Origin of the sequence: Streptococcus mitis (assembly GCF_001579045.1) — a bacterium.
In the GTDB taxonomy this organism is placed as follows: Bacteria; Bacillota; Bacilli; order Lactobacillales; family Streptococcaceae; genus Streptococcus; species Streptococcus mitis_D.
The window spans coordinates 263546-284846 of record NZ_KQ970263.1; the positions used below are offsets into that span (position 1 = coordinate 263546).

Annotated in this window: 20 protein-coding genes; 3 read left to right on the forward strand and 17 right to left on the reverse strand. The window is 37.5% G+C overall.

Annotated elements, in window-relative coordinates; genetic code table 11:
• From SMIDD28_RS07410 to leuS, 17 genes are all read right to left on the reverse strand, one after another.
• A partial coding sequence (locus SMIDD28_RS07410; RefSeq protein WP_322108924.1) for an SspB-related isopeptide-forming adhesin occupies positions 1–2730 on the reverse strand: 2730 nt, incomplete at its 3' end.
• Positions 2731–2875: 145 nt separating this feature from the next.
• Positions 2876–4540 carry an SEC10/PgrA surface exclusion domain-containing protein gene (locus SMIDD28_RS12570; protein ID WP_061425460.1) on the reverse strand — a complete coding sequence of 555 codons (1665 nt, stop codon included), beginning with the start codon at positions 4538–4540 and terminating at the stop codon, positions 2876–2878.
• Positions 4541–4730: 190 nt separating this feature from the next.
• Complete coding sequence (locus SMIDD28_RS07420) at positions 4731–5045, reverse strand: hypothetical protein (protein WP_016397551.1); 315 nt, start codon at positions 5043–5045, stop codon at positions 4731–4733.
• Between the two features lie 311 nt (positions 5046–5356).
• Positions 5357–6451 (reverse strand): replication initiator protein A, encoded by a 1095-nt coding sequence (locus SMIDD28_RS07425; RefSeq protein WP_061425461.1) that lies wholly within the window; start codon positions 6449–6451, stop codon positions 5357–5359.
• Positions 6452–6455: 4 nt separating this feature from the next.
• Positions 6456–6620, reverse strand: a complete 165-nt coding sequence (locus SMIDD28_RS11895; protein WP_173276399.1) for a hypothetical protein — start codon at positions 6618–6620, stop codon at positions 6456–6458.
• Positions 6617–6895: a hypothetical protein gene (locus SMIDD28_RS07430; RefSeq protein ID WP_050112809.1), complete on the reverse strand. Its 279-nt coding sequence runs from the start codon at positions 6893–6895 to the stop codon at positions 6617–6619. Before SMIDD28_RS07430 ends, SMIDD28_RS11895 begins: the two co-directional genes overlap by 4 nt.
• A gap of 3 nt (positions 6896–6898) precedes the next feature.
• Entirely contained in the window at positions 6899–7099 is a 201-nt protein-coding gene (locus tag SMIDD28_RS07435; protein ID WP_050112807.1) for a hypothetical protein, read from the reverse strand.
• Between the two features lie 76 nt (positions 7100–7175).
• A complete protein-coding gene (locus SMIDD28_RS07440) occupies positions 7176–7493 on the reverse strand; it encodes a hypothetical protein (protein ID WP_416069024.1) in 318 nt (105 codons plus the stop codon).
• 805 nt (positions 7494–8298) lie between these two features.
• The gene (locus tag SMIDD28_RS07445) at positions 8299–8715 is read right to left on the reverse strand and encodes a GNAT family N-acetyltransferase (protein WP_061425463.1); all 417 of its coding nucleotides are present in this window, start codon (positions 8713–8715) and stop codon (positions 8299–8301) included.
• Between the two features lie 11 nt (positions 8716–8726).
• Positions 8727–9422, reverse strand: coding sequence for a GNAT family N-acetyltransferase (locus SMIDD28_RS07450; protein ID WP_061425464.1), 696 nt, complete (start codon positions 9420–9422; stop codon positions 8727–8729).
• A 94-nt stretch (positions 9423–9516) separates the two neighbouring features.
• Positions 9517–9936 (reverse strand): DUF3021 domain-containing protein, encoded by a 420-nt coding sequence (locus SMIDD28_RS07455; RefSeq protein ID WP_061425465.1) that lies wholly within the window; start codon positions 9934–9936, stop codon positions 9517–9519.
• A gap of 9 nt (positions 9937–9945) precedes the next feature.
• A complete protein-coding gene (locus SMIDD28_RS07460) occupies positions 9946–10401 on the reverse strand; it encodes a LytTR family DNA-binding domain-containing protein (protein WP_061425466.1) in 456 nt (151 codons plus the stop codon).
• An 18-nt stretch (positions 10402–10419) separates the two neighbouring features.
• Positions 10420–11262, reverse strand: coding sequence for an ABC transporter permease (locus tag SMIDD28_RS07465; protein WP_061425467.1), 843 nt, complete (start codon positions 11260–11262; stop codon positions 10420–10422).
• A complete protein-coding gene (locus tag SMIDD28_RS07470) occupies positions 11262–12128 on the reverse strand; it encodes an ABC transporter ATP-binding protein (RefSeq protein WP_061425468.1) in 867 nt (288 codons plus the stop codon). The genes SMIDD28_RS07465 and SMIDD28_RS07470 overlap by 1 nt, the downstream gene beginning before the upstream one ends.
• A 670-nt stretch (positions 12129–12798) precedes the next feature.
• Positions 12799–14031 carry an acyl-CoA thioesterase/BAAT N-terminal domain-containing protein gene (locus tag SMIDD28_RS07475; protein WP_061425469.1) on the reverse strand — a complete coding sequence of 411 codons (1233 nt, stop codon included), beginning with the start codon at positions 14029–14031 and terminating at the stop codon, positions 12799–12801.
• A gap of 56 nt (positions 14032–14087) precedes the next feature.
• Positions 14088–14543, reverse strand: a complete 456-nt coding sequence (locus tag SMIDD28_RS07480; protein WP_061425470.1) for a MarR family winged helix-turn-helix transcriptional regulator — start codon at positions 14541–14543, stop codon at positions 14088–14090.
• Between the two features lie 92 nt (positions 14544–14635).
• Entirely contained in the window at positions 14636–17137 is a 2502-nt protein-coding gene (gene leuS, locus SMIDD28_RS07485) for a leucine--tRNA ligase (protein ID WP_061425471.1), read from the reverse strand.
• 319 nt (positions 17138–17456) lie between these two features.
• On the opposite strand from leuS, the gene SMIDD28_RS07490 reads away from it, so the two are divergent.
• Genes SMIDD28_RS07490 through SMIDD28_RS07500 form a run of 3 tightly spaced genes read left to right on the forward strand, consistent with a single transcriptional unit; the run spans position 17457 to position 21249 of the window.
• Positions 17457–18497: an ABC transporter substrate-binding protein gene (locus SMIDD28_RS07490; RefSeq protein ID WP_061425472.1), complete on the forward strand. Its 1041-nt coding sequence runs from the start codon at positions 17457–17459 to the stop codon at positions 18495–18497.
• 12 nt (positions 18498–18509) lie between these two features.
• Positions 18510–19601, forward strand: a complete 1092-nt coding sequence (locus SMIDD28_RS07495; RefSeq protein ID WP_061425473.1) for an ABC transporter ATP-binding protein — start codon at positions 18510–18512, stop codon at positions 19599–19601.
• On the forward strand, positions 19591–21249 hold the full coding sequence (locus SMIDD28_RS07500) for an ABC transporter permease (RefSeq protein WP_049531816.1): 1659 nt from the start codon (positions 19591–19593) through the stop codon (positions 21247–21249). The genes SMIDD28_RS07495 and SMIDD28_RS07500 overlap by 11 nt, the downstream gene beginning before the upstream one ends.
• Positions 21250–21301: the final 52 nt, after the last annotated feature.

Genomic DNA, 21301 nt, shown 5'->3' on the forward strand with positions numbered 1-21301 from the left:
GTTTACAACTGTATCAGTTTGATAACCGTTACCAAAATCAACTTGGTAAGCCGTATTTTCAAATGATTTACCTGTATTTCGTAGGTCTTCCTTTGTCACCATTGGATCAATAATTGTAACCGATTTTCCTAATTTAATATACTGGTTAAAATAGGCTTCTGGATCATCCACTAAAAATACTTGGAAAGCTCCCTTAGGCTTAATTTCAGAACTAGCAAGAAAAGCTTTTACCTTATCATTATCAACGGCATCTATAGAATCATACTGATACACTGAGATACCCGCAACTTCTTGTCCTTCGCTGTCAATATAACGAATATCCGATTTATTAATCGTAACAGCTTCTTCTGGGTAATCATCAATTGCTCCGAATCCTTTTAAAATAGTAGATGAATCTGCCTTCATCCCCTTATATTGATCATAATCCAAGGTAATATGGTAGTAGTTTGTCGAACCAGCTAGAACTGGTTTACCATCAATGATAACTTTATCCTTATTATGATTGTGTTTGATTGGCTGAATTAAGTTGTTATTTGGATTATCAGGGTCATTCGGTTTACCAGGTGTTGAAACCTGAACAATATTTGAATAACTTTCGTACTTATTGTTAATCTTTAATTGGAAGTTATTCTTGTAGGTTGCTCCATCATTTGTAACTTTTCCTACTAGAATTGGAGCTGGAACCAGCACTTCTTTACTCAAATCCTGATTTAACCTAGATTTCAAACTTTCTAAGCCTTTCACCCGAACAACATGGCTCGATTCGTCATAAGTTAATTCAAAATCTGAGCTAATTTTTTTGGAAGCTTCAACATCTAACACAAAACCTGAAGGCAAGGCATCCACAATTTCAAAGTCTGTAATAACTTCACGATTAGCTGGAAGAGGCTTAGTTGTTAATTCCCACTGTACCGTTGAAAGTTTAGGTACATAGCTTTTATCAATAGACTCGCCAGAAGAATTTTTTACAAACTTTTCTAGGTCAGGCATTGCCTGTAAGCGTGCATATCTAGCCCTTACTGTTGGAGGAGATACTAAAGAGGGCAGCTCTTTTTCCTTTGGCTCCTCAGGCTTAGGTGGGAGTACCTCTTCAGTTTTTCTAGTTGGAGAACTTGGTGGGGTAGTTTCCTTCTCATATGTTGGCTCAAATGGTTTTGTTAAGAAAGGTATCTTTTTCAACTCTGCACCGTCTCCCAGAATTGTGAAGACAACGTTTTGAGCATTTCCACTCGCATTCTCTGTATCCCATTCAGCGGGAGTTCTTCCCTCTGTCGAACCAGGAGATGATGTGTGAAGGTACGTTAAACTAGAACCATACCCCACTGAAGCAAAGGAACCCTTAGGAATATCCGAAGTATCATTAACTCCATTTTCTACTCCCTTCATAACGCGACCATCAAAATCCAAACCTGAACCACTTGGATTAATAACCATTCCACGACCAGACGAGCCATAACTCAAATTTGAACCTTGACCCCAATCTACATCGGTAATAACTGTTCCAATTAAGAGGGAAACAGGAGTTGTCGTACCTTCAATATAAAAATCAAAAATCAACTCTAAACGTGTATGATTATTATATACAAAATAAAGACTACCACCATCTCCACTCTTGAGGTAGATATCTGGATCTGTCACAGGAACACCATTTCGAACTTCTCCCTGATAGTCTCCTAAATCCGAAACCATGACTTTTGCCATGATCTTTCTACCATCTGTCAACGTTCCAATGTTATGAATATAAAATGTATCTCCAAATGTTGGAGATTTAATTACATCATAAGTTCCCGTACTATCCTTACTAACTCGAGTTCCTGTGCCTCCTGTTACATAGGTATCTGCATGATAACCTAAAAAACCACGCATACTCTCTACTGGTAGATTATCATCTGGTACTACTGTAAAATCATTATAATAGTCTAAACTTCCCCTACCAGCTGAATTATATCCTCCATAAACTTTGAAACCTGTTTCAGATCCAAATAAAGGCTTGCTTGTTTGAATTGCATCTCGCTCAGCTTTAATAGTTGCTAGTTTCTTTGTATAGTCTGTCAAAGAGCTCTCATAAGCTACTCTCTTAGCTTCATTTCGTTTTCGGATTTCTGCATTCTCTTGATTAATACGATCTGTTTCTGCCTGATTCTCTCGTTGATTTTTTTCATTTTCTGCACGAATAGCAGCATTCTTCTGATTAATTCGATTCACTTCATCCTGATAAGAAGCTAAATCCTTTTGATATTGTTCCTTCTTCGCAGTATTTTCATCTTGGATTTTCTTTCGGTTCGTTTGATTTTGTCTTTGATCTTCACGATATTTTTCAGTAGCTTTCTCAATTCTATCTGCTTGTGTGCGATAATCACTTTCGACTTCCTTTTGCTTTTTTTCCAACTCAGAGGCTGTACTTTCGGTTCCTTTATCTACTACAGAATCAAATTCTACCTTCAATCCAGCTTCTTGTGCCTTATGAATAGTTTCATCTAAACTGGAATGAGAAATAGAAACTTCTAACGTTCCTGTTTTTTCTTCACTCTTTCCTTGATTTTCAGTAGAAATACTGCTTGGACTCGTCTGGGCATAAGGCGCATTTGTAGCCTTATTTTCAGTTCGTTCATCTGCCATAAATGGGCTTATCATGCTTAAAGCTGCTAAACCTAATATCACTCCACAAGTTCCATAAATTTTTGATTTCCGAATAGATCCATATGCTTTTGTTTCTCTTGCTTTGTGCATTCTATCTCCTTATCTAAAATATTAATCAATATAAAATCTCAAATGTTGGCTCTCGAGGTCTCTTATAATATAAAATCATCTCTTTCCTTTCCAAAAGAAAAAAGCCAGTTTTCACTGACTTTTCTATACAATATTGTAATGAATTTTAAGAAATCCACTTACCAGAATAATCTAAACGATAACCACCAATCGTCTCATTTTGTGCCATCTTACCATCTGCTTTCAAATAATACCAAGCACTTCCGTCTTTGAACCATTGACCTCTCAGATAGCTTCCATCTGATTTGAGATAGTACCAAGCTTTATAGCTGGAATCGTATTGCCACTCACTTTGCGCCATTTTTCCATCTGACTTAAGGTAATAGCTTCCTTGCCAGCTATCTTGTGCATAGCTTCCATCTGACTTGAGATAGTACCAAGCTTTATAGCTGGAATCGTATTGCCACTCACTTTGTGCCATTTTTCCATCTGACTTAAGGTAGTAGCTTCCTTGCCAACTATTTTGTGCATAGCTTCCATCTGATTTGAGATAGTACCAAGCTTTATAGTTTGTATCATAAACCCATTCATTACGTGCCATCACACCATTTGATTTGAGATAATAGTTTCCCTTCCAACTATTAACAAGAGCTTTCCCTGCATGATCAAAATAATACCAATAACTTCCCTCTTGTTTCCATTGGTCATGCCAATCAGATGTGTTCTCAATCGATTTAATAGGTTCTGCTTTCTTAGAATTATTGTCTTCTACAGTACTTTTACCCGTCTGGTTCTCCAGCTTACTTTTTAAATCTTGATAAATTTTCTCTTTATTTTTGTAATCAATTTCTAATTTTTTTACAGCCTGATAACGATTTGAAGATCTTGGATCCGTTACTGAAGCTGTACTAAAATTAGATTTCGTTGCTCGATTAATATTTTCCTGAGAAATAGTGATGAAATGAGCAGAGTTTACTGATGAAAGACTAGAAAACGATAATCCAAAATAATCTTTACTTGATGGATTCCCCCAGTTCAATCCTGCAATTGCTTGAGCATGCCCCCATTCAGTATCGTTTAACATAAATTCAACCATACCAGTATAGATAGCTTCCTTTAGCTGAGATTTGGTAGCTTCTCTTAATGCTACAGGTCTAAAGAACAAATTCTCATACAGTTGACCTCCTCTTTTTTCAGATTCAGCATCTGAGGTAGGTAAGCCATAGGTTTTTGCAACTCGGTTGATACCTTCGGCATTGTGACCTGATACACCTAATGTGCTTAATTTAGATAATCCCCAATCATCTTTTACATACTCCTTTGCCACCTTATCCGCAAAATCAATTGCCGAACTAGAAACACTGACTCTAGGTGTCCCAATCTGAGAATGAATTTGGTTAATTAAATCTTGGGCAAAAAATGACAACTCCTGACGAACAGCTAGTGGTAGATTGTTGACATCCAGACGTTCTCCCTCATCAGCAACATCTTTATGGAAACTATTTTGATTCTTTAATCTCAAACTTTCTGACTGCAAGATAGATTTCGCTCTATCACGTTCAGTCTGGCTAATATTAAAATCAGAAAAAGCCGTCTTCAAAGCCTTTATATACTTATCGCTCAGTGTAATCGTATTGCTAGGTGAAGATGATAAAGCATTTTCATAGATACTTTTAGCTTGTTCATATTCTCTCTTAGCTTTAATCAATTCACTTTTTAAACTCTCTACTTGACTACTCGTTGTACTATTCGCATACACAGGTTGACTATTTCCTAGCCCAAGCAACGTTACGCTGGCAGTTGTTGCCAAGATAGTTGTTCTCAATTTCATAATCTTATCTCCTTTTTGTTTAAAAACGTTCTTAAAATATTTATTTTATACTTTTATTTTACCATTTTTAGAGGTTTTTCTCAATTTTTTCTTGATTTTCATTCATCTATCCGCTTAATCAAAGATAGGATGTTTAAAACATATCAAATCTCCTCTCCTTGATGAAACAGATAGATGAGGCTCTATCTGTTTAATGCTTCGTTGGACGATGATATCCTTTACCAGTCAGCAGTAAACGATTGGTATTTCCTTGTTTAATGCGTCTAGCCACTAAAACATCACCTCGTTTGATGGTGCGAATCTCTTTATAAATTTTTGAATATTCTACAATCATCCAAACTGTTTCTAGTTTACCTGCTAGATATCCTTTTTTAGGTACCAAACCATATCTGCTGGTTAATTTGATTTCATCGCCATTATCAAGTCTTGCGGTTGCATTCCCTTGATTTCCTAAGCGTCTAAGGTCAGCTAAAGTGACCTCTGTAACTAATTTTGATTGATTCATCTTGTCTCCTCCTTACTGAATCAAGGCTGATTTACAGCCATGCCGAGGTATGACGTACATACCTGCTGTATTTTTTACACACGGTTTTAAGTCTAGAAACCGCAAACTCCTTCAGCTTAGGCTTTGCCTGCTTTTACGTGGTGGAACAGCACTAGATATCCTTTTCTAGCCTACACACCGCCCTTGTTCTTCTTTTTATGCTTAGTTCCGCTAATCAGGACAGTGGGGGTATTCAATTTTCAAAGGTCAAAAGTAGTTTTATGACTTGCTCAGGTCAAAAAAGCTAGATTTAGTCTCATGTCATCTATAGCTTAGTTACTCAGATACCTATACTCTGCTTCTCTATGAGCTTGCATCTTGGCCTCGCTCTTACGTTCGCCAATCAAATTTTCAATAGATTGAATCAAGTAAGCAAAAGGACTATCACATTCAGGAATCCGTTCGATACAGTGAAGAACCTCACTACTTGTTATCCATCCTGTCTGAATGTATTGGCCAACAATCATCTTTTGGCGGTGAGTCATATTATAATGCTGGTACCACGGTAAATGATCTCGGTAGCTATCTGCAATTTCCTGCAAGAGAGAATAGACTTGAGGTTTGATAAATTTCTTCCCACTTGTTTTTTGAGAAGGAGTGTCACAAGTTCCAGCAGTCTGATCCAATTCCTTAGAATTGGAAGCAGGCTTTCTAGAACTATGTCTAGTACTATTATTCTCAGTATGACTCTTCTCAGTTTTAATAGGGTTAAAATTTTTTACCTCCGGAGGTAAAGATTTTTGACTTCCAGAATTTATTGATTTGATAGGCTTTTCTAAAACAGAGTTTTCATCTTTCAAAATAGAAGATTCTTCTTCACTGCCTGGACGTTCAATTTCAAATAAGACACAACCTTTGTAATCTAAAGTTTTTACATGGTGGTAGACTACAGTTCCTTTGTCACGTCCTTTTTCTACGACTTCAGCATCATAGTGTTCATATTCTTGTAATTCAGCATTCACATTTTGAAGATACAAACGATTCGGACGATTCTTCCCTTGTTTCACTTCACGAAGCAATCCAAGCTCTTTCAATTCTTTCTTGATTTTCAATACAGTTGGCTTACTGCGATCTAAAATTTCCATTAAGTCCTCAACCGTATAGACAAGAAATACTGAACCATTCTCATCAACATAAGTCAGTTCACCGTTTCTGTAAGAATGAATACTCAACATACATCGATCATAGAGTACTCCATAAGCAATCTTGCCATCATTTGATAATTTCTTGGCATAGAGACTCGTCATCTTGATTTTCCCAGTAGGTTTCCCTTCAGCAGAAAATTTCTTCTTAACATTTACCATGAAAATTTGTGGGATTTGATAGAAGGTCTGTGTTGCTACTTGATTTACTGTAATATCAGCCATGTTATCACACCCCCATCATCACAGTACCATTTCCCATAGAGAACAGAACTCCCTCTTTCTCTAATTCTTCAACAGCCTTAACAGCACGTTTTTTACTCATTCCTGTTTTTCTCATCACTTCGTTAACAGCTGCTTTTTTTGAAAATTGCACAAACATTTCTTTAGTCATTCTACTATCTCCTTTATCTGTCTCACTAATTTAAGTTCCTTTGAAAAGCAACTTGGACATTCAGATAGACCAAGCTGAAAATCCAAATGGTCAAATAAAAAGTTACATCGCTCACACTGCACTGTGCTTCTAAGTATTGTTTCACCTAACCAATCTCTTTCTACAACATCTAATACATCTCCACATTCAGGACAATGAATAGGCTTGAAAATATCATCTTCTTCCCATTTTTCCTCATAATCACAATCAAAACAAACGATTGTTTCCAACCACATGGATTAACTCCCTTCCAATGTTCCTTCTAATTCGCCTATCTTGAACTTAAATTCCTTGATTTTCTTTCTCACAAGATCACGTTCTGCACTCATTAGTTGTACCTCACTTTTTTTGTAAGGTTTTCTTAAGACTTCTAGTCTTGCCTCATATAGCTCCAGTGAACGCTTATAATAATTCAACATTTCTCTTTCTAGTCTTGTCATGCTATCTCGGCCTCTCTCGTTTCAAACAGAAGCAAGTAACTCAGGAGTAAATTCCATCGTCGTCTACAGGGCTTCATCATAAGTCAGTTGGCTGGTTTGTCCCCATTCCCCATGTTCCATCTCTAGCTCTTATGAAATACGGATAAGTGCCAAGCTTAATTCTAAGATATAATTCATGAATAACATCATCTTTTATGACTTTCCAGAAAATACTAGCGAGCTTATAATAATCGTTTCCAAGCCAAACTCTAGCAAGGTCATTGTCTGGAGATACTTTTTCATCAGAATTTCCTTCAGAAATACAATCAACCATATTTTCATTCTTATCAAGATCTATTACATCGAAAATTTCTAGCGAATCAATATCCATAACAATTTCAATATTATCTGACATTTTTTCTCCTTAATTTTTGGCAACGAAAAAGAGAACGAATTTCCTCGTTCTCTACATATATTTATATATTTCTTGAATTTCTCAAAACTCTAGACACTTACCATTCTCAGCTTCGCAAGCTTTAACCGCTTTATAACAAGACTTTCAAGTTTAAGAGAAAATTAGGGATTCTATCAATTTCATAGAAATTTTGATTTAGTAAACGAAGAGACAATCTTATATGTCACTTCTCATTTAATACGCCACTACTAGACAAGCAAAATCATTATTACAGTAGTTCTAATCCTTCAATTAACAGTCACTTACATTCAAAGTGAGGTTGAAGTAGCCGAAGTAACAGCAAACCTATTTCTTAGTCATATTCGCTAAAAAGATCCCCGCCAATTCCCCGACCAAAATCCGAAAATACCGAAAATTATCGGAAAATGATTTTTAGAATAGTCCCCAAAAACCTGAAATAGAGCCAAAAAACTCCACCTGATTGGGTGGAGTTAAGGGAGATTATTATGAAAAAGAAAAGTTTAGGATTTTATTAAATAAAGTTAGGAGGTCTTTATTTAATAACTATATGATACAAGACGAAGCTTAAAACTAGCTTAACTTTTCTCAAATTTTACTATTTTGCAAAAAAATTCTATCACTATCACCTATCCAAGAAAAAAAGCCACCTGATTGGGTGACTTTATTAGGAGATTATGATGAAAAAAGTTTTAGGATTTCATTAAATAAAGTTAGGAGGTCTTTATTTAATGACTATATGATACTAGACCATCCTTAAACTTTGCTTAAGAAAAAACAAGTTTTGTTATTTTTCTCGATTCGTCCAAGTCATCCCTATACAATTATAGGTGGATAAGATTTCAAAGCCCATAGAACGATAGAAGCCCAAGGTTCTTTCTGTCTGTTCTGTCACCAGCTGGACTTGATAGGCATCTTTGTAATCTTTTAAAGCCTCTTTCATCAAGGAGCTACCAATCCCTTGGCGCTGATAGCTAGGCAAAACAATCAAATCCTGTACAAAAACTGATGAAAAACCATCTCCAACCAAACGAATCAAGCCCACTACAGAATCACCATCAAGTGCCAGATAAATTACTAATGAATGAGACAAGGCCTGCTCCAGCATCTGAGGTTGATGGGTATAATTTGTCCAACCGACAGCCTGATAGAGATGCAAAACATCCTCTAGCTTGACAATTTCTGGCTTTTTAATAGTAATCATCTCAACACCTATTAAAGCTCTCTCAAGCTCTTGTACTGCCGTCCATTTTTGTCAAAATTTTCAGGACGCAACCATGTTTCCAAACGAGCTTTGACTTTGGGCCAGTCCTTATCGATCATAGACATCCAATCCGTATCTCTGGTGCGCCCCTTATAAACGACTGCCTGACGGAAGGTTCCCTCGTAGATAAAGCCCAAACGTTCTGCTGCTTTTCTAGAAGGTAGATTTAGTGCATCACATTTCCACTCATAACGGCGATAGTTGAGCTCTTCAAAGACATAACGGGCTAATAAAAACTGGGCTTCTGTCCCCATTCTTGTGTGCTTGAGAGTCGGAGAAAAGGTCACTGCTCCAACTTCAATGACGCGATTGGCTTGGTCAATGCGCATAAGCGAAAAAGTACCCAGAGCTTTACCAGTTGATTTATCGATAATCGCGTAGTAAAAGCGATCCTTTCGCTCAATCATCTGCTTCAAAGCTACCATTAACTCTTCTAGATTAGCCACAGGTGGTTGAAAAAGGTAAGTCCACATCTCACGAGGACTATCTGGGCCATAAACAGCTAATAAATCCTCTGCATGCTTTTCCACCGATAGAGCTTCTATAATCGTATATCGCCCTTCTAAGAAATCAATAGAAGGCAGTGCACCAGGTGTATAACCTTCCATTGACTCACCAATCATCTGACCATATTCATTTACTGGCATCTTTCTTCTCCTTGTTTTACGCTGAAAATAGTATATCACAAATTGTTCTCTTTGGAAACTAGCACTGGCTTAAAACTTCATTCTCAACACTATATTAGTGACCCGCTTTCTTTCTTTTATCCTCCAAGGCTTGATTAATTCGTTGGGTGAGTTTGTGAGTCCGCCAAATTTGATACAGCCATATCAATCCATAAATTAACAAGAAAAAGAACCAAAGCAAAGGGCTCCACAAGGCTGCACCCCAGCCAAAAATTAGAGAGGTCAATACTAAAATAGTAGCTGTCACTAATAAATGAACTCCAACACGCATACTAAAAGCAAGAAACTCTAGCTTTTCAAGTATTAAAGTCAATACCCCCATAATTCCACCCATTAAAAACAGAGCTAGAATATTTTTTGCCATTGGTGCAGGATAGGTAATGCTTGGATAACACTGAGCTAATAACATCATACTCAAATAAAAGAAGGAAGCCGTACGCATTCCCGATACAAAATAATCAATTAATCGTTTCATGATTTTCTCCTATAAACCTAGATAATTCATTAAGGACTTAACGTATTTCCGACTCACACTAGATTTGATGCCCCGAGTCATTTTAGCCATCATGTTCCCTGAAAAGCTATCCGATAATGACTCTAAATGGTCAATATTTATAATTGAATGGCGTGATATCTGTATAAAATTACGTCGGTTAATCCTATTCTGAAAGTTTGTCAATGTTTCCTTAGTTTTATAAATCCCATCTACCGTATAAATGGTCAACAAGTTCTTATCGATATCTGCTAGAATAAGATCCTCAATTTTCACCATAACCAGATGATCATCCGTTCGAATAGGAATGACCACCTGATTGCTCGTTGAAAATTGTTCTAAATACTCCATGACTTCCCTTGCTTGGTCAGTTAACTGAGCTGCCTGAATTACAATATGTGGGTCCTTTTCTGAAAACTCTGGCTTCATTTCAAAACGAATCTTCATTTTCTCTCCAATATACTTTTATTTTCTCTTGCTAAATACTTTAACAAATAAAAGCCAAAGAAGAATAGCGACGAGACTGACAATAACCACTATAAAGTATGTCTCTTCCTTTGTCAATAGTTCTTGCCAGTTGATTTGGATTCCCATTTTTTCTTGAAATTCCTTTAACAATCTGCTATTTCCTGTAAAAGCGGTTTCTAAGTGCTCTTTCATTAAAATTTGTCGATAAAGAGAAGCAATATAAGTTGCAGGGGTACACTTCATGATAATCTGTGCAAAATCAGGTAAAACTCCAATGGGGACATAAGTTCCTACTAAAAATCCAGAAGCAGTTCCCACTATAGTTGCCAGTTTGCCAAGACTATCTACAGATTGAAAACGATAAATCAAGAGAATATTTATCAAACTTGAAAGCAGACTACTTAACAACATAATCAAAGCAATTTCCGGTAAATGACTGATAACTGGACTTTCTTTAAAATAAAGCCCCATAACAGCAAACATAAACACCTGCATGAGAAAAGAGATCGCAATACTACTGATTAGATAGGACACCTGTAAACCCCAGCTACCTAAATCTGTCAAGAAGAGATCTTGATCCACTTGATTTTCACGATCCTGTACCATTTGTGTAAGAGCCGTAAAACTGGTTGTAATCCCAGTCACAGCTAAGGTCCCACCCATCAGCCAGTTATTTAAAAGATTCGTATTATCAGGGAGTTGAGACCAAGCATCCGTCAAGTTCTTCTGCAAAAAAATGATATAAAGGAGGAAGGAAATCAATGCCCCCAATAATGAGAAAAATACTCCTGAACGATTACGAAAATATAAGATAAAATTCCGTTTCAATAAAGCTAACATTAGCGAACCTCTCTTCCTGTAAGTGCAATAAAGGCATCATCCATGGTACCTGGACGAAACTCAAAAGAATCAATTTCTTCTCGAACTTTTGCCAAATATTCAATAGCTTCCTGTGACGTCCTTGGATAAAAAAGATATTCCAACTCATTTTCTTCCTTTACTGTCATTCCAGTCTGTAGCAACTTTTCTAAATCCTTCATTTCTTTAAAACGAATTTTTAGGATATTAGATGCATACTGACTTTTAATAGCCGTCGCAGAACCTTGCGCAATCACTTTCCCATGATCAACGATATAAATCTGATCCGCTTCATCCGCTTCATCCAGATAATGAGTCGTTAAGATAATAGTCATCCCTTCATCCTTTTGTAGTCGAGACAGTAAATCCCAAATAACTTTTCGAGTCTGAATATCTAGACCTGTCGTTGGTTCATCTAAGAAAAGAATATCTGGCTGTGAAAGAAGAGCACGCGCAATATCAACCCTACGTTTTTGCCCACCTGACAAAGTCCCATATAGTTGCTTCTGGAAAGCAGTCAAACCCAGTTGATGGATCAAATCATCCACACGACTTGCTACAATCTCCTTATACTGTTGAGCACGAATCGTAAGATTTTCCCTAACCGTCAACATCTCATCCAGTACACTAGCTTGAAAAACAACTCCGATTTTCGTATTTGGCGCATATCGAATCTGATCTTGTGTCGGCTTTTTCAAACCGATTAACATGGAAATGGTGGTTGATTTCCCTGCACCATTAGGACCCAAAATAGCATTAAAACTCCCTTTTTCAAACTCTAACTGAATATCGTCAACAGCCATATAATCGCCGTACCGTTTAGTCAAATGTTTAGCTTGTAAAATCATATTTATTTCCTCCTCTTTATCTAACCAGTTTAACAAAAAGTATGAAAGAAAAATCGACTTTTGAGATAAGTGGTTAAAATGAGAGGTTAAGTGGTGAGATGATTAGGGTTAAGTTAAAGTAGAGAAGACTACAGCCATTTTTCTCCTACCGAATTGCTAAATGAAGCTTAAAAACACTTACAAGAACACATTATATTTTTAAATATGCGCTATAAAAGAGATGTTTTACCGCATCTAGCCGAAAAATTCAAGAATCGGTAGTATTATTCTCGCCAAATCAAACAATAAAAAATTAACTAGAAATCATGACACACAATCCCTTCTATCAAAATGAAATTGCTGAATATGATATGATTGAATTGGAGGCAAGTAAGTATTGCCCTAAATTTGAAACTTCCATTAGCCAAATTTTTAACGACAAGTAAATCCATTAGGAAATAATGTATGAAAAGAATTTTCAATACAAGCAAAAAACAGCTCTTTTTATCCGAGAAGAGCTGTTCTATTTTATGAAAGAGAAAGTCACTAGTAACTCTTGTACTTCTCTCTACGTTTTTACTGTTTGAGTTCAAATTTCTCTTGTTTGAACAATTGCTTTTGTAGACTGGACTACCAACTAGAACTGTGTTTTTATCTTAGTTGAGACTATTATAGTACGGTTCAGCACTATCTACAAATTTTTCAGATGTGTATCAAAAAAATTTATCGTAGCAAACCATGAGTCTACACTTTCTTTCATTAACAAGCACCAATCTTTTCGATAACGATGATTTGGTTGATAAGCAATCGTCAACATATGCCCTGTTTCATGGTATTTTTTAAACAAAATAGATTCCCCTTTATAATGTGAAATAATACCATCTATCGCAGATGACGCATTCCATATTTCATCAACATCGCTTCCTAGTAATAATAAAGGAGAGTCAATTTTACTCACATCAATCTGAGCCCTACTATCTTCAGGAATATGTTTTCCAAAAAACTTGTTTAACAAATAATTTCCTAACTGAAATTTTTGATACGGAAGTTCTTTTTGCAAATATGTCCAAGAAGATGAATGAGAGTTGAGTTTTCCCTTTATTCCCTCAAATATTACATTTGAGGGGGAATTGAGTACCAAACATTGCACATCTTCCAAAATACTTTGTCCAGCCAGAACTAGCTCTGCTCCTTTAGAGCGACCATATATTCCTATTTTTGTATTATCAACTTGAGGATGATGATATAGAAAATCTTTCGCCTCCTCCAGACATTCTATCGGAATTCGTTCTAAATTTAGGGGTAATCCCTCTAAACCAAAATAAGCTATCGCAAGACAAATATAGCCTCTAGAAGATAAAAGTTGGGCAATGTTCTGAGCTTTTTCAATTCTTCCCTCACTACCACTAACAATAATCACGGCCGGCGCCTTTCTTAACTTTTCATCATAAAATAATCGACCTTGAAAATGCTTATCATAGATATCTTGATACCTTATTCCCAGATTCATATAACGCCTTACAAAACTTTGCTCCGCAACCACATCTTTCCCCAGCCTGATTTTAATTTCAACACCAAAACAATCTCGCAATGGAATTCTATCAAGAGAACTAGGTAATCTCCTTTTCCTATTCTTTAACGGCTTCGCATTAAAGAATAAGCCCATTTCTGAAACGCCTTTATAAGATCCTGAAATAGATGCTGTCTGAGAGGTATCAATCATACCGTCCTGATCAGATAAAAAAATGGCAGTTGATTTCCATATAACATCATGATCTAAAAGCAAGGGAGCATTTATACAGTAATAATCAGACAGGTACATTTCTACACAATACATTGCCCTTGGTTCTAAACCATTAATAGCAATATAAAAAGATTCATCCGCTAAATCTGTTTGTGAAATCAGTTCTATGTTTACAGTCATGTCTTCTCCTTTTTGTTAATTTACTTAACAATTATATTTGAAATTTACCGTGACTTTTACCACGGTAATTCTCCCCACACCTTTTCAATATCATCCATCAATTTCACAACTGTTTTAAGTTCCACCTCGCTATAGTTGTTTAAAACTGAAAAGATTGATTTTTCAATATATTCTTGTTGCTCCTTATGGATTTTAAAAATTTCGATGCCTTTTTCAGATAATCTCAAATATTTATTTTTCCCATTATTCGGATCAAAATCAAAAACAACTAAATTTTTTTGAATCAATCTCCTAACACTTTGAGTTATTGCACTTCTTGAAAGTTCTAATAATTCAGATAATTTTACTAGATTTAAGGGTTGATTTTTCCCAATCACAACAATCAAATGTACCTCATTCAAAGTAATGGATTTGTCAACACCACTTTTATGTTGATTTTTTTTTAACTGATCAAACGCTAAAATAAATCTATTGAAACGATTATTAAATGTAATAAATTCTTTTTTATCCATAATCTCTCTTTTCTTTGTTAATTATATTAACAAAATAGAAACTTCCTGTCAAATAAAAAATCCCCCAGATTCTACTCTGAAGGATTCCTATCTTATTTCACAACAATGTTAACCAATTTATTCGGTACCGCAATCACTTTCACGATGTCCTTACCGTCAATTTCTGCTTTGACTTTTTCATCAGCGAGAGCAATTTCTTGCAATTCTTCGCGTGATAGGTCTTTAGCGACCATGAGTTTGGCACGGACTTTACCTTTGATTTGGACGACGATTTCGATTTCGTCTTCAACTAATTTACTTTCGTCCCATGTTGGCCAAGCTACATAAGAGATAGATTCGCCTGTTGCTGCAACAGTTTGCCAGAGTTCTTCTGCCAAATGAGGTGCAAATGGGGCAATCAATTGGATAAATCCTTTAGCATAGTCAACATAGAGCTTGTCTTCCTTGTTGGCCGCGTTGACAAAGACCATAAGTTGGGCAATGGCTGTGTTGAATTTCATAGACTCGATTTGCTCAGTGACAGATTTGACTGTTTCATTGTAGACCTTATCGAGAGCGCCATTGTTTTCCGCAACAATTTTCTTACTTGTAATCAAACGGTAAACACGGTCAAGGAATTTACGGCTTCCTTCCAAACCTTCTTCAGACCAAGCGATGGAAGCATCAAGTGGGCCCATGAACATTTCATAGACACGAAGGGTGTCGGCACCGTATTGTTCCACCACATCGTCTGGGTTGACAACGTTCTTGAGCGATTTAGACATCTTGGCTGGTGCTTGCTCCAACTCTTCTCCTGTTTCCACATGGAAGAAGGAACCGTCACGTTTTTCAACCTTGTCAGTCGCCACAAGAGCCCCACGGTGGTCACGGTAGCTTGTTCCCAAGATCATTCCTTGGTTAAAGAGTTTTTGGAATGGTTCCTTAGTTGGAACGACACCGAGGTCATAGAGGAATTTGTGCCAGAAACGAGCGTAAAGCAAGTGAAGTACAGCATGTTCCGCACCACCCACGTAGATATCTACTGGCAACCATTGTTTGAGGAGGTCCTCATCAGCCAATTTCTCAGTATTGTGCGGGTCAATATAGCGGAGGTAGTACCAGCTTGAACCAGCCCACTGTGGCATGGTGTTTGTTTCACGACGACCCTTGACGCCATCTTCACGAGTCACTTCAAGCCAGTCTGTCAAGTTAGCTAGTGGACTTTCACCAGTACCTGAAGGGCGAATATCCTTGGTTACAGGCAAGACAAGTGGCAATTCATTTTCAGGGACAGCTGTTGAAGTTCCATCTTCCCAATGAATGATTGGAATTGGTTCACCCCAGTAACGTTGACGGCTAAAGAGCCAGTCACGGAGACGGTAGGTAACTTTCTCCTGACCACAACCTTTCTCTTCCAACCAAGCCACAATCTTAGCAATAGCGTCTTCTTTGTTGAGTCCATCTAGGAAGTCTGAATTAACGTGAAGACCATCTTCTGTGTAGGCAGCTTCTTCAACCTTTCCACCTTCAAGTACTTCGACGATTGGAAGGTCAAATTGTTTGGCAAATTCCCAGTCACGTTGGTCATGGGCAGGAACAGCCATTACCGCACCTGTACCATAGCTAGCAAGAACATAGTCCGCAATCCAGATTGGAATTTCCTTGCCGTTTACAGGGTTGATGGCATAAGCACCAGTCCAAACTCCTGTTTTTTCTTTGGCAAGGTCTGTACGAGCCAAGTCAGACTTGAGGCTAGCTTGGTGTTTGTAGTCTGCTACTGCTTCTGCTTGCTCTGTACTTGTGATGGCATCTACTAGTTCATGCTCAGGAGCCAGAACGGTGAAAGTCGCACCGAAAAGGGTATCAGGACGAGTTGTAAAGACTGTGAATTCCTTATCTGTTCCCTTAACTTTAAAAGTTACATTAGCACCAGTTGATTTCCCAATCCAGTTGCGCTGCATGTCCTTGATAGACTCTGGCCAATCTAATTCATCCAAATCATTAAGCAGACGCTCTGCATAGGCCGTGATTTTGAGCATCCATTGGCGCATTGGCTTGCGGACAACTGGATAGCCTCCACGCTCAGAAGTTCCGTCAGGAAGAACCTCTTCGTTGGCGATAGCTGTTCCCAATTCCTCAACCCAGTTTACTGGCACTTCAGCTTCATAGGCCAAGCCTTTTTCATAAAGCTTAGTGAAAATCCATTGCGTCCACTTGTAATAGTTTGGATCTGTTGTATTGACTTCACGATCCCAGTCGTAAGAAAATCCAAGCGCATTGATTTGGCGTTTAAAGTTGGCAATATTTTCCGCTGTAAATTCTGCTGGGTCATTCCCCGTATCCATAGCGTATTGCTCTGCAGGCAAACCAAAAGCATCCCAGCCCATTGGGTGAAGAACATTGTAGCCTTGCGCACGTTTGTAACGGCTGAGGATATCGGTTGCAGTATAACCTTCTGGGTGTCCTACGTGCAGACCCGCTCCAGACGGATAAGGGAACATATCGAGAGCATAAAACTTCGGTTTTGATGCATCTGTTCCAGTCTTAAATGTATGATGTTCTGCCCAGTAGCCCTGCCACTTAGGCTCAATTTCTTTATGATTGTAAAAACTCATGGTCTCTCTCCAATTTTGTGATGTTACTATTATACCATTTTTGAGGGAATTTGAAAGACGAGAAATGTTCTTTTGGTCTTGGATGGTAAGAAAGTTCGAATAGCAAATCCAACTTATTTAGCAGTATAAAAAATTAGCTAACACTTGAAATTAACTTATATCGATTATTTATCTCTTCCATCTTTTTCCCTAGCCTCTTTGACTCATATTCCCCGTTTTAGATTTCTTTAAGGTTTTTATTATATCCTATAGGACTCTGCAAATTATAAATGTTGACCAAATTGTAGAGTAAAAACGTTCGTAAAAAAAGGAGATTCTTATGAAAAAACTACTATTCTTTCTCTCTTGTGGATGGATATTTCTTACGTTATCAGGATGTTCTTCAACAACAGAAACGGAAACTAACACTGAAACAGATTCGGATAATGCTTTGGTTATCTACTCGCCTAACCCTGAAGACCTTATCGAAGAGACAATCCCTGCCTTCGAAGAAAAATATGGTATTAAGGTTGATTTAGTACAAGCCAGCACTGGTGAATTGTTCAAAAAAGCTGAGGCCGAAAAAGAATCCCCAGTAGCCGATGTCATTTTCGGAGGCTCCTACGCCCTCTTCTCTTCTAACGAAAAACTTTTTGAACCTTATATTTCTCAAGAGAATGACCAGATAATCCCTGAATATCAAAATAAAACAGGATTCTACACACCTTATACACTGGATGTCAGTGTTATCATTGCCAATTCAGCTCTTACAAAAGATATTAAAATTGAAGGCTACAATGATCTACTCAATCCTAAATTAAAAGGAAAAATTGCTACTGCTGATCCAAGTAATGCTTCTAGTGCCTTTGCACAACTAACAAACATGCTTGTAGACCAAGGTGGATACGAAAATGAACAAGCTTGGACCTATGTGAAAAATCTATTTACCCTAGTAGATGGAAAAATTGCATCTAGCTCTTCAAATGTTTACAAAGCTGTCGCCGATGGAGAAATGGCTGTAGGACTCACCTATGAAGATCCTGCCTTAAAACTCTTAAACGACGGAGTTGATGTAAAAGTTATTTATCCAAAAGAAGGTACCGTCTTTTTACCTGGTAACGCGGCTATCGTCAAAAATGCCAAACACATGGAAAACGCTAAGAAATTTATCGATTTCATCCTTTCTCAAGAAATCCAAGATAAGCTAGGAACTGAAACTACAATCAGACCCATTCGTAAAAATGCTAAAACCAATAAAAATATGAAGGCTATGACAGAAATCAAGATTGCCACCGAAGATTCAGATTATGTCATTAAAAATAAATCCACTATTCTTAAAAAGTACAATGACATTTTTACAGATATCCAATCTAAACAGTAAAAGAGGTTCACTATGAGTGAGATCAAAATTATTAACGCAAAAAAAATCTACCACGATGTCCCTGTTATTGAGAATTTGAACATTACAATTCCAAAAGGAAGTCTCTTTACCCTTCTTGGGCCTTCAGGGTGTGGGAAAACGACTCTTCTTCGTATGATTGCAGGTTTCAACAGTATCGAAGGCGGAGAATTTTACTTCGATGATACAAAAATCAATAATATGGAACCCAGCAAACGCAATATCGGCATGGTTTTCCAAAACTACGCTATTTTCCCACATTTGACTGTCCGAGATAATGTTGCTTTTGGTCTCAAGCAAAAGAAGGTTCCAAAAGAAGAATTGATTCAACAGACCAACAAGTATCTTGAACTCATGCAAATTGCTCAATATGCGGATCGGAAGCCCGATAAACTTAGTGGTGGACAACAACAACGTGTCGCCTTGGCACGTGCCTTAGCTGTTAATCCAAGTGTTCTCCTCATGGACGAGCCGCTCAGTAACCTAGATGCCAAACTTCGCTTGGATATGCGTCAAGCCATTCGAGAAATCCAACACGAAGTGGGAATTACAACTGTTTATGTGACCCACGACCAAGAAGAAGCTATGGCTATTTCAGACCAAATTGCTGTTATGAAAGACGGAGTCATCCAACAAATCGGCCGACCAAAAGAACTCTATCATAAACCAGCTAATGAGTTTGTAGCAACCTTTATCGGACGCACAAATATTATCCCTGCCAATCTCGAAAAACGGAGCGACGGCGCTTATATCGTCTTTTCAGATGGCTATGCTCTTCGAATGCCAACTCTTGATCAGGCTGAAGCACAAGCTATTCATGTAAGTATTCGTCCTGAAGAGTTTATCAAAGATGAATCTGGAGATATTGAAGGAACTATTAGCGATAGCGTCTATCTTGGACTAAATACGGAGTATTTCATTGAGACAGGTTTTGCCTCAAAAATTCAAGTTAGTGAAGAATCAACTTTTGAAGAAGATCTACAAAAAGGCGATCGTATTCGTCTACGAATCAATACCCAAAAATTAAATGTCTTTTCTGCAGATGGTTCTCAAAATCTGATAAAAGGAGTCAACCATGGAACGTAAAAAACTAAATATTTGGACAGCCTCCTCTTTCTTCATCTTTCTTACCTATCTTGTCTTTCTCGTTTATCCTATCGTTACCGTGCTCAAGCAAGCACTCATACATGAAGGACAATTTTCACTAGCTAATTTTGTCACTTTCTTTAGTAAAGCCTACTACTCTGAGACACTTGTCAACAGTTTCAAGGTTTCCATTACCGCTACTGTCACTTCCTTAGTTGTAGGAACCCTATTAGCTTATCTCTTCTCTATGTATGATTTCAAGGGAAAGAAATTTCTACAAATATTGATTATCATTGCTTCCATGTCAGCTCCTTTCGTGGGAGCCTACTCCTGGATTCTCTTGCTGGGACGAAATGGGGTCATCACTAAATTTCTGACAAATGCCCTTCATCTTCCGGCTATCGATATTTATGGATTCAAAGGAATTGTACTTGTCTTTACACTGCAACTATTCCCACTGGTATTTCTATACGTTGCTGGGACAATGAAAAGTATTGACAATTCTCTACTTGAAGCCGCTGAAAGCATGGGATCCTTCGGATTTAAGCGTATCGTAACGGTTGTTTTACCTCTCCTAGTTCCAACCTTACTAGCTGCTGCCCTGCTTGTATTTATGAGAGCATTCTCAGACTTTGGAACGCCTATGTTGATTGGTGAAGGATATCGGACTTTCCCCGTCTTGATTTATACCCAATTCATTAGCGAGGTTGGAGGAAATTCTGCTTTTGCATCTGCCTTAGCAATTATGGCGATTATCATTGCCTTGGCGATTTTCCTTATCCAAAAATACATCTCAAACCGCTACAGTTTCAGCATGAATTCGCTCCATCCAATTGAACCTAAAAAAACTACAAAAGGAAAAATGGCTGCCATTTATGCAACAGTCTACGGAATTATCTTGTTCTCTGTTCTACCTCAAGTCTACTTGATTTATACCTCTTTCCTAAAAACATCAGGTATGGTATTTGTCAAAGGCTATTCTCTAAACAGTTACAAGGTAGCTTTCAATCGTATGGGATCTGCTATTTTCAATACCATTCGTATCCCTTTGATTGCCTTAGTTCTAGTTGTCCTATTCGCAACATTTATCTCCTACCTAGCCGTTAGAAAACGGAATTTGTTTACAAACTTAATTGACAGCCTCAGTATGGTCCCTTATATTGTACCAGGAACCGTTCTAGGGATTGCCTTCATTTCTTCCTTCAATACTGGTCTATTTGGAAGTGGATTTCTTATGATTACAGGAACTGCTTTCATCTTGATTATGTCTCTATCTGTCAGAAGATTACCTTATACTATTCGCTCATCTGTTGCTAGCTTGCAACAAATAGCACCAAGTATTGAAGAAGCCGCTGAGAGCTTAGGAAGTAGCCGTCTCAATACCTTTGCCAAGATTACAACTCCAATGATGCTATCTGGTATTATTTCTGGAGCTATCCTATCTTGGGTCACAATGATTTCAGAACTCTCTACTTCTATCCTCCTCTACAATGTCAAAACAAGAACAATGACTGTAGCTATTTATACAGAAGTTCTCAGAGGAAATTACGGTGTTGCCGCAGCCTTGTCAACTATCCTCACTGTTCTGACAGTAGGTTCCTTGCTCTTGTTTATGAAAATCTCTAAAAGCAATAGCATTACACTTTAGTTTTCCCCATCAAAAACAGCCGAAAGGATTACCCTCGGCTGTTTTTTCTTAT

Coding starts and splice junctions, on each gene's coding strand:
- SMIDD28_RS07475 (WP_061425469.1), bottom strand. CDS start 14,031: ATGACTGTAAACATAGAACTGATTTCACAAACAGATTTAGCGGATGAA.
- SMIDD28_RS07465 (WP_061425467.1), bottom strand. CDS start 11,262: ATGTTAGCTTTATTGAAACGGAATTTTATCTTATATTTTCGTAATCGT.
- SMIDD28_RS11895 (WP_173276399.1), bottom strand. CDS start 6,620: ATGACTAAAGAAATGTTTGTGCAATTTTCAAAAAAAGCAGCTGTTAAC.
- SMIDD28_RS07480 (WP_061425470.1), bottom strand. CDS start 14,543: ATGGATAAAAAAGAATTTATTACATTTAATAATCGTTTCAATAGATTT.
- SMIDD28_RS07450 (WP_061425464.1), bottom strand. CDS start 9,422: ATGCCAGTAAATGAATATGGTCAGATGATTGGTGAGTCAATGGAAGGT.
- SMIDD28_RS07420 (WP_016397551.1), bottom strand. CDS start 5,045: ATGAATCAATCAAAATTAGTTACAGAGGTCACTTTAGCTGACCTTAGA.
- SMIDD28_RS12570 (WP_061425460.1), bottom strand. CDS start 4,540: ATGAAATTGAGAACAACTATCTTGGCAACAACTGCCAGCGTAACGTTG.
- SMIDD28_RS07500 (WP_049531816.1), top strand. CDS start 19,591: ATGGAACGTAAAAAACTAAATATTTGGACAGCCTCCTCTTTCTTCATC.
- SMIDD28_RS07470 (WP_061425468.1), bottom strand. CDS start 12,128: ATGATTTTACAAGCTAAACATTTGACTAAACGGTACGGCGATTATATG.
- SMIDD28_RS07435 (WP_050112807.1), bottom strand. CDS start 7,099: ATGACAAGACTAGAAAGAGAAATGTTGAATTATTATAAGCGTTCACTG.
- SMIDD28_RS07490 (WP_061425472.1), top strand. CDS start 17,457: ATGAAAAAACTACTATTCTTTCTCTCTTGTGGATGGATATTTCTTACG.
- SMIDD28_RS07425 (WP_061425461.1), bottom strand. CDS start 6,451: ATGGCTGATATTACAGTAAATCAAGTAGCAACACAGACCTTCTATCAA.
- SMIDD28_RS07495 (WP_061425473.1), top strand. CDS start 18,510: ATGAGTGAGATCAAAATTATTAACGCAAAAAAAATCTACCACGATGTC.
- SMIDD28_RS07430 (WP_050112809.1), bottom strand. CDS start 6,895: ATGTGGTTGGAAACAATCGTTTGTTTTGATTGTGATTATGAGGAAAAA.
- leuS (WP_061425471.1), bottom strand. CDS start 17,137: ATGAGTTTTTACAATCATAAAGAAATTGAGCCTAAGTGGCAGGGCTAC.
- SMIDD28_RS07460 (WP_061425466.1), bottom strand. CDS start 10,401: ATGAAGATTCGTTTTGAAATGAAGCCAGAGTTTTCAGAAAAGGACCCA.
- SMIDD28_RS07445 (WP_061425463.1), bottom strand. CDS start 8,715: ATGATTACTATTAAAAAGCCAGAAATTGTCAAGCTAGAGGATGTTTTG.
- SMIDD28_RS07455 (WP_061425465.1), bottom strand. CDS start 9,936: ATGAAACGATTAATTGATTATTTTGTATCGGGAATGCGTACGGCTTCC.
- SMIDD28_RS07440 (WP_416069024.1), bottom strand. CDS start 7,493: ATGTCAGATAATATTGAAATTGTTATGGATATTGATTCGCTAGAAATT.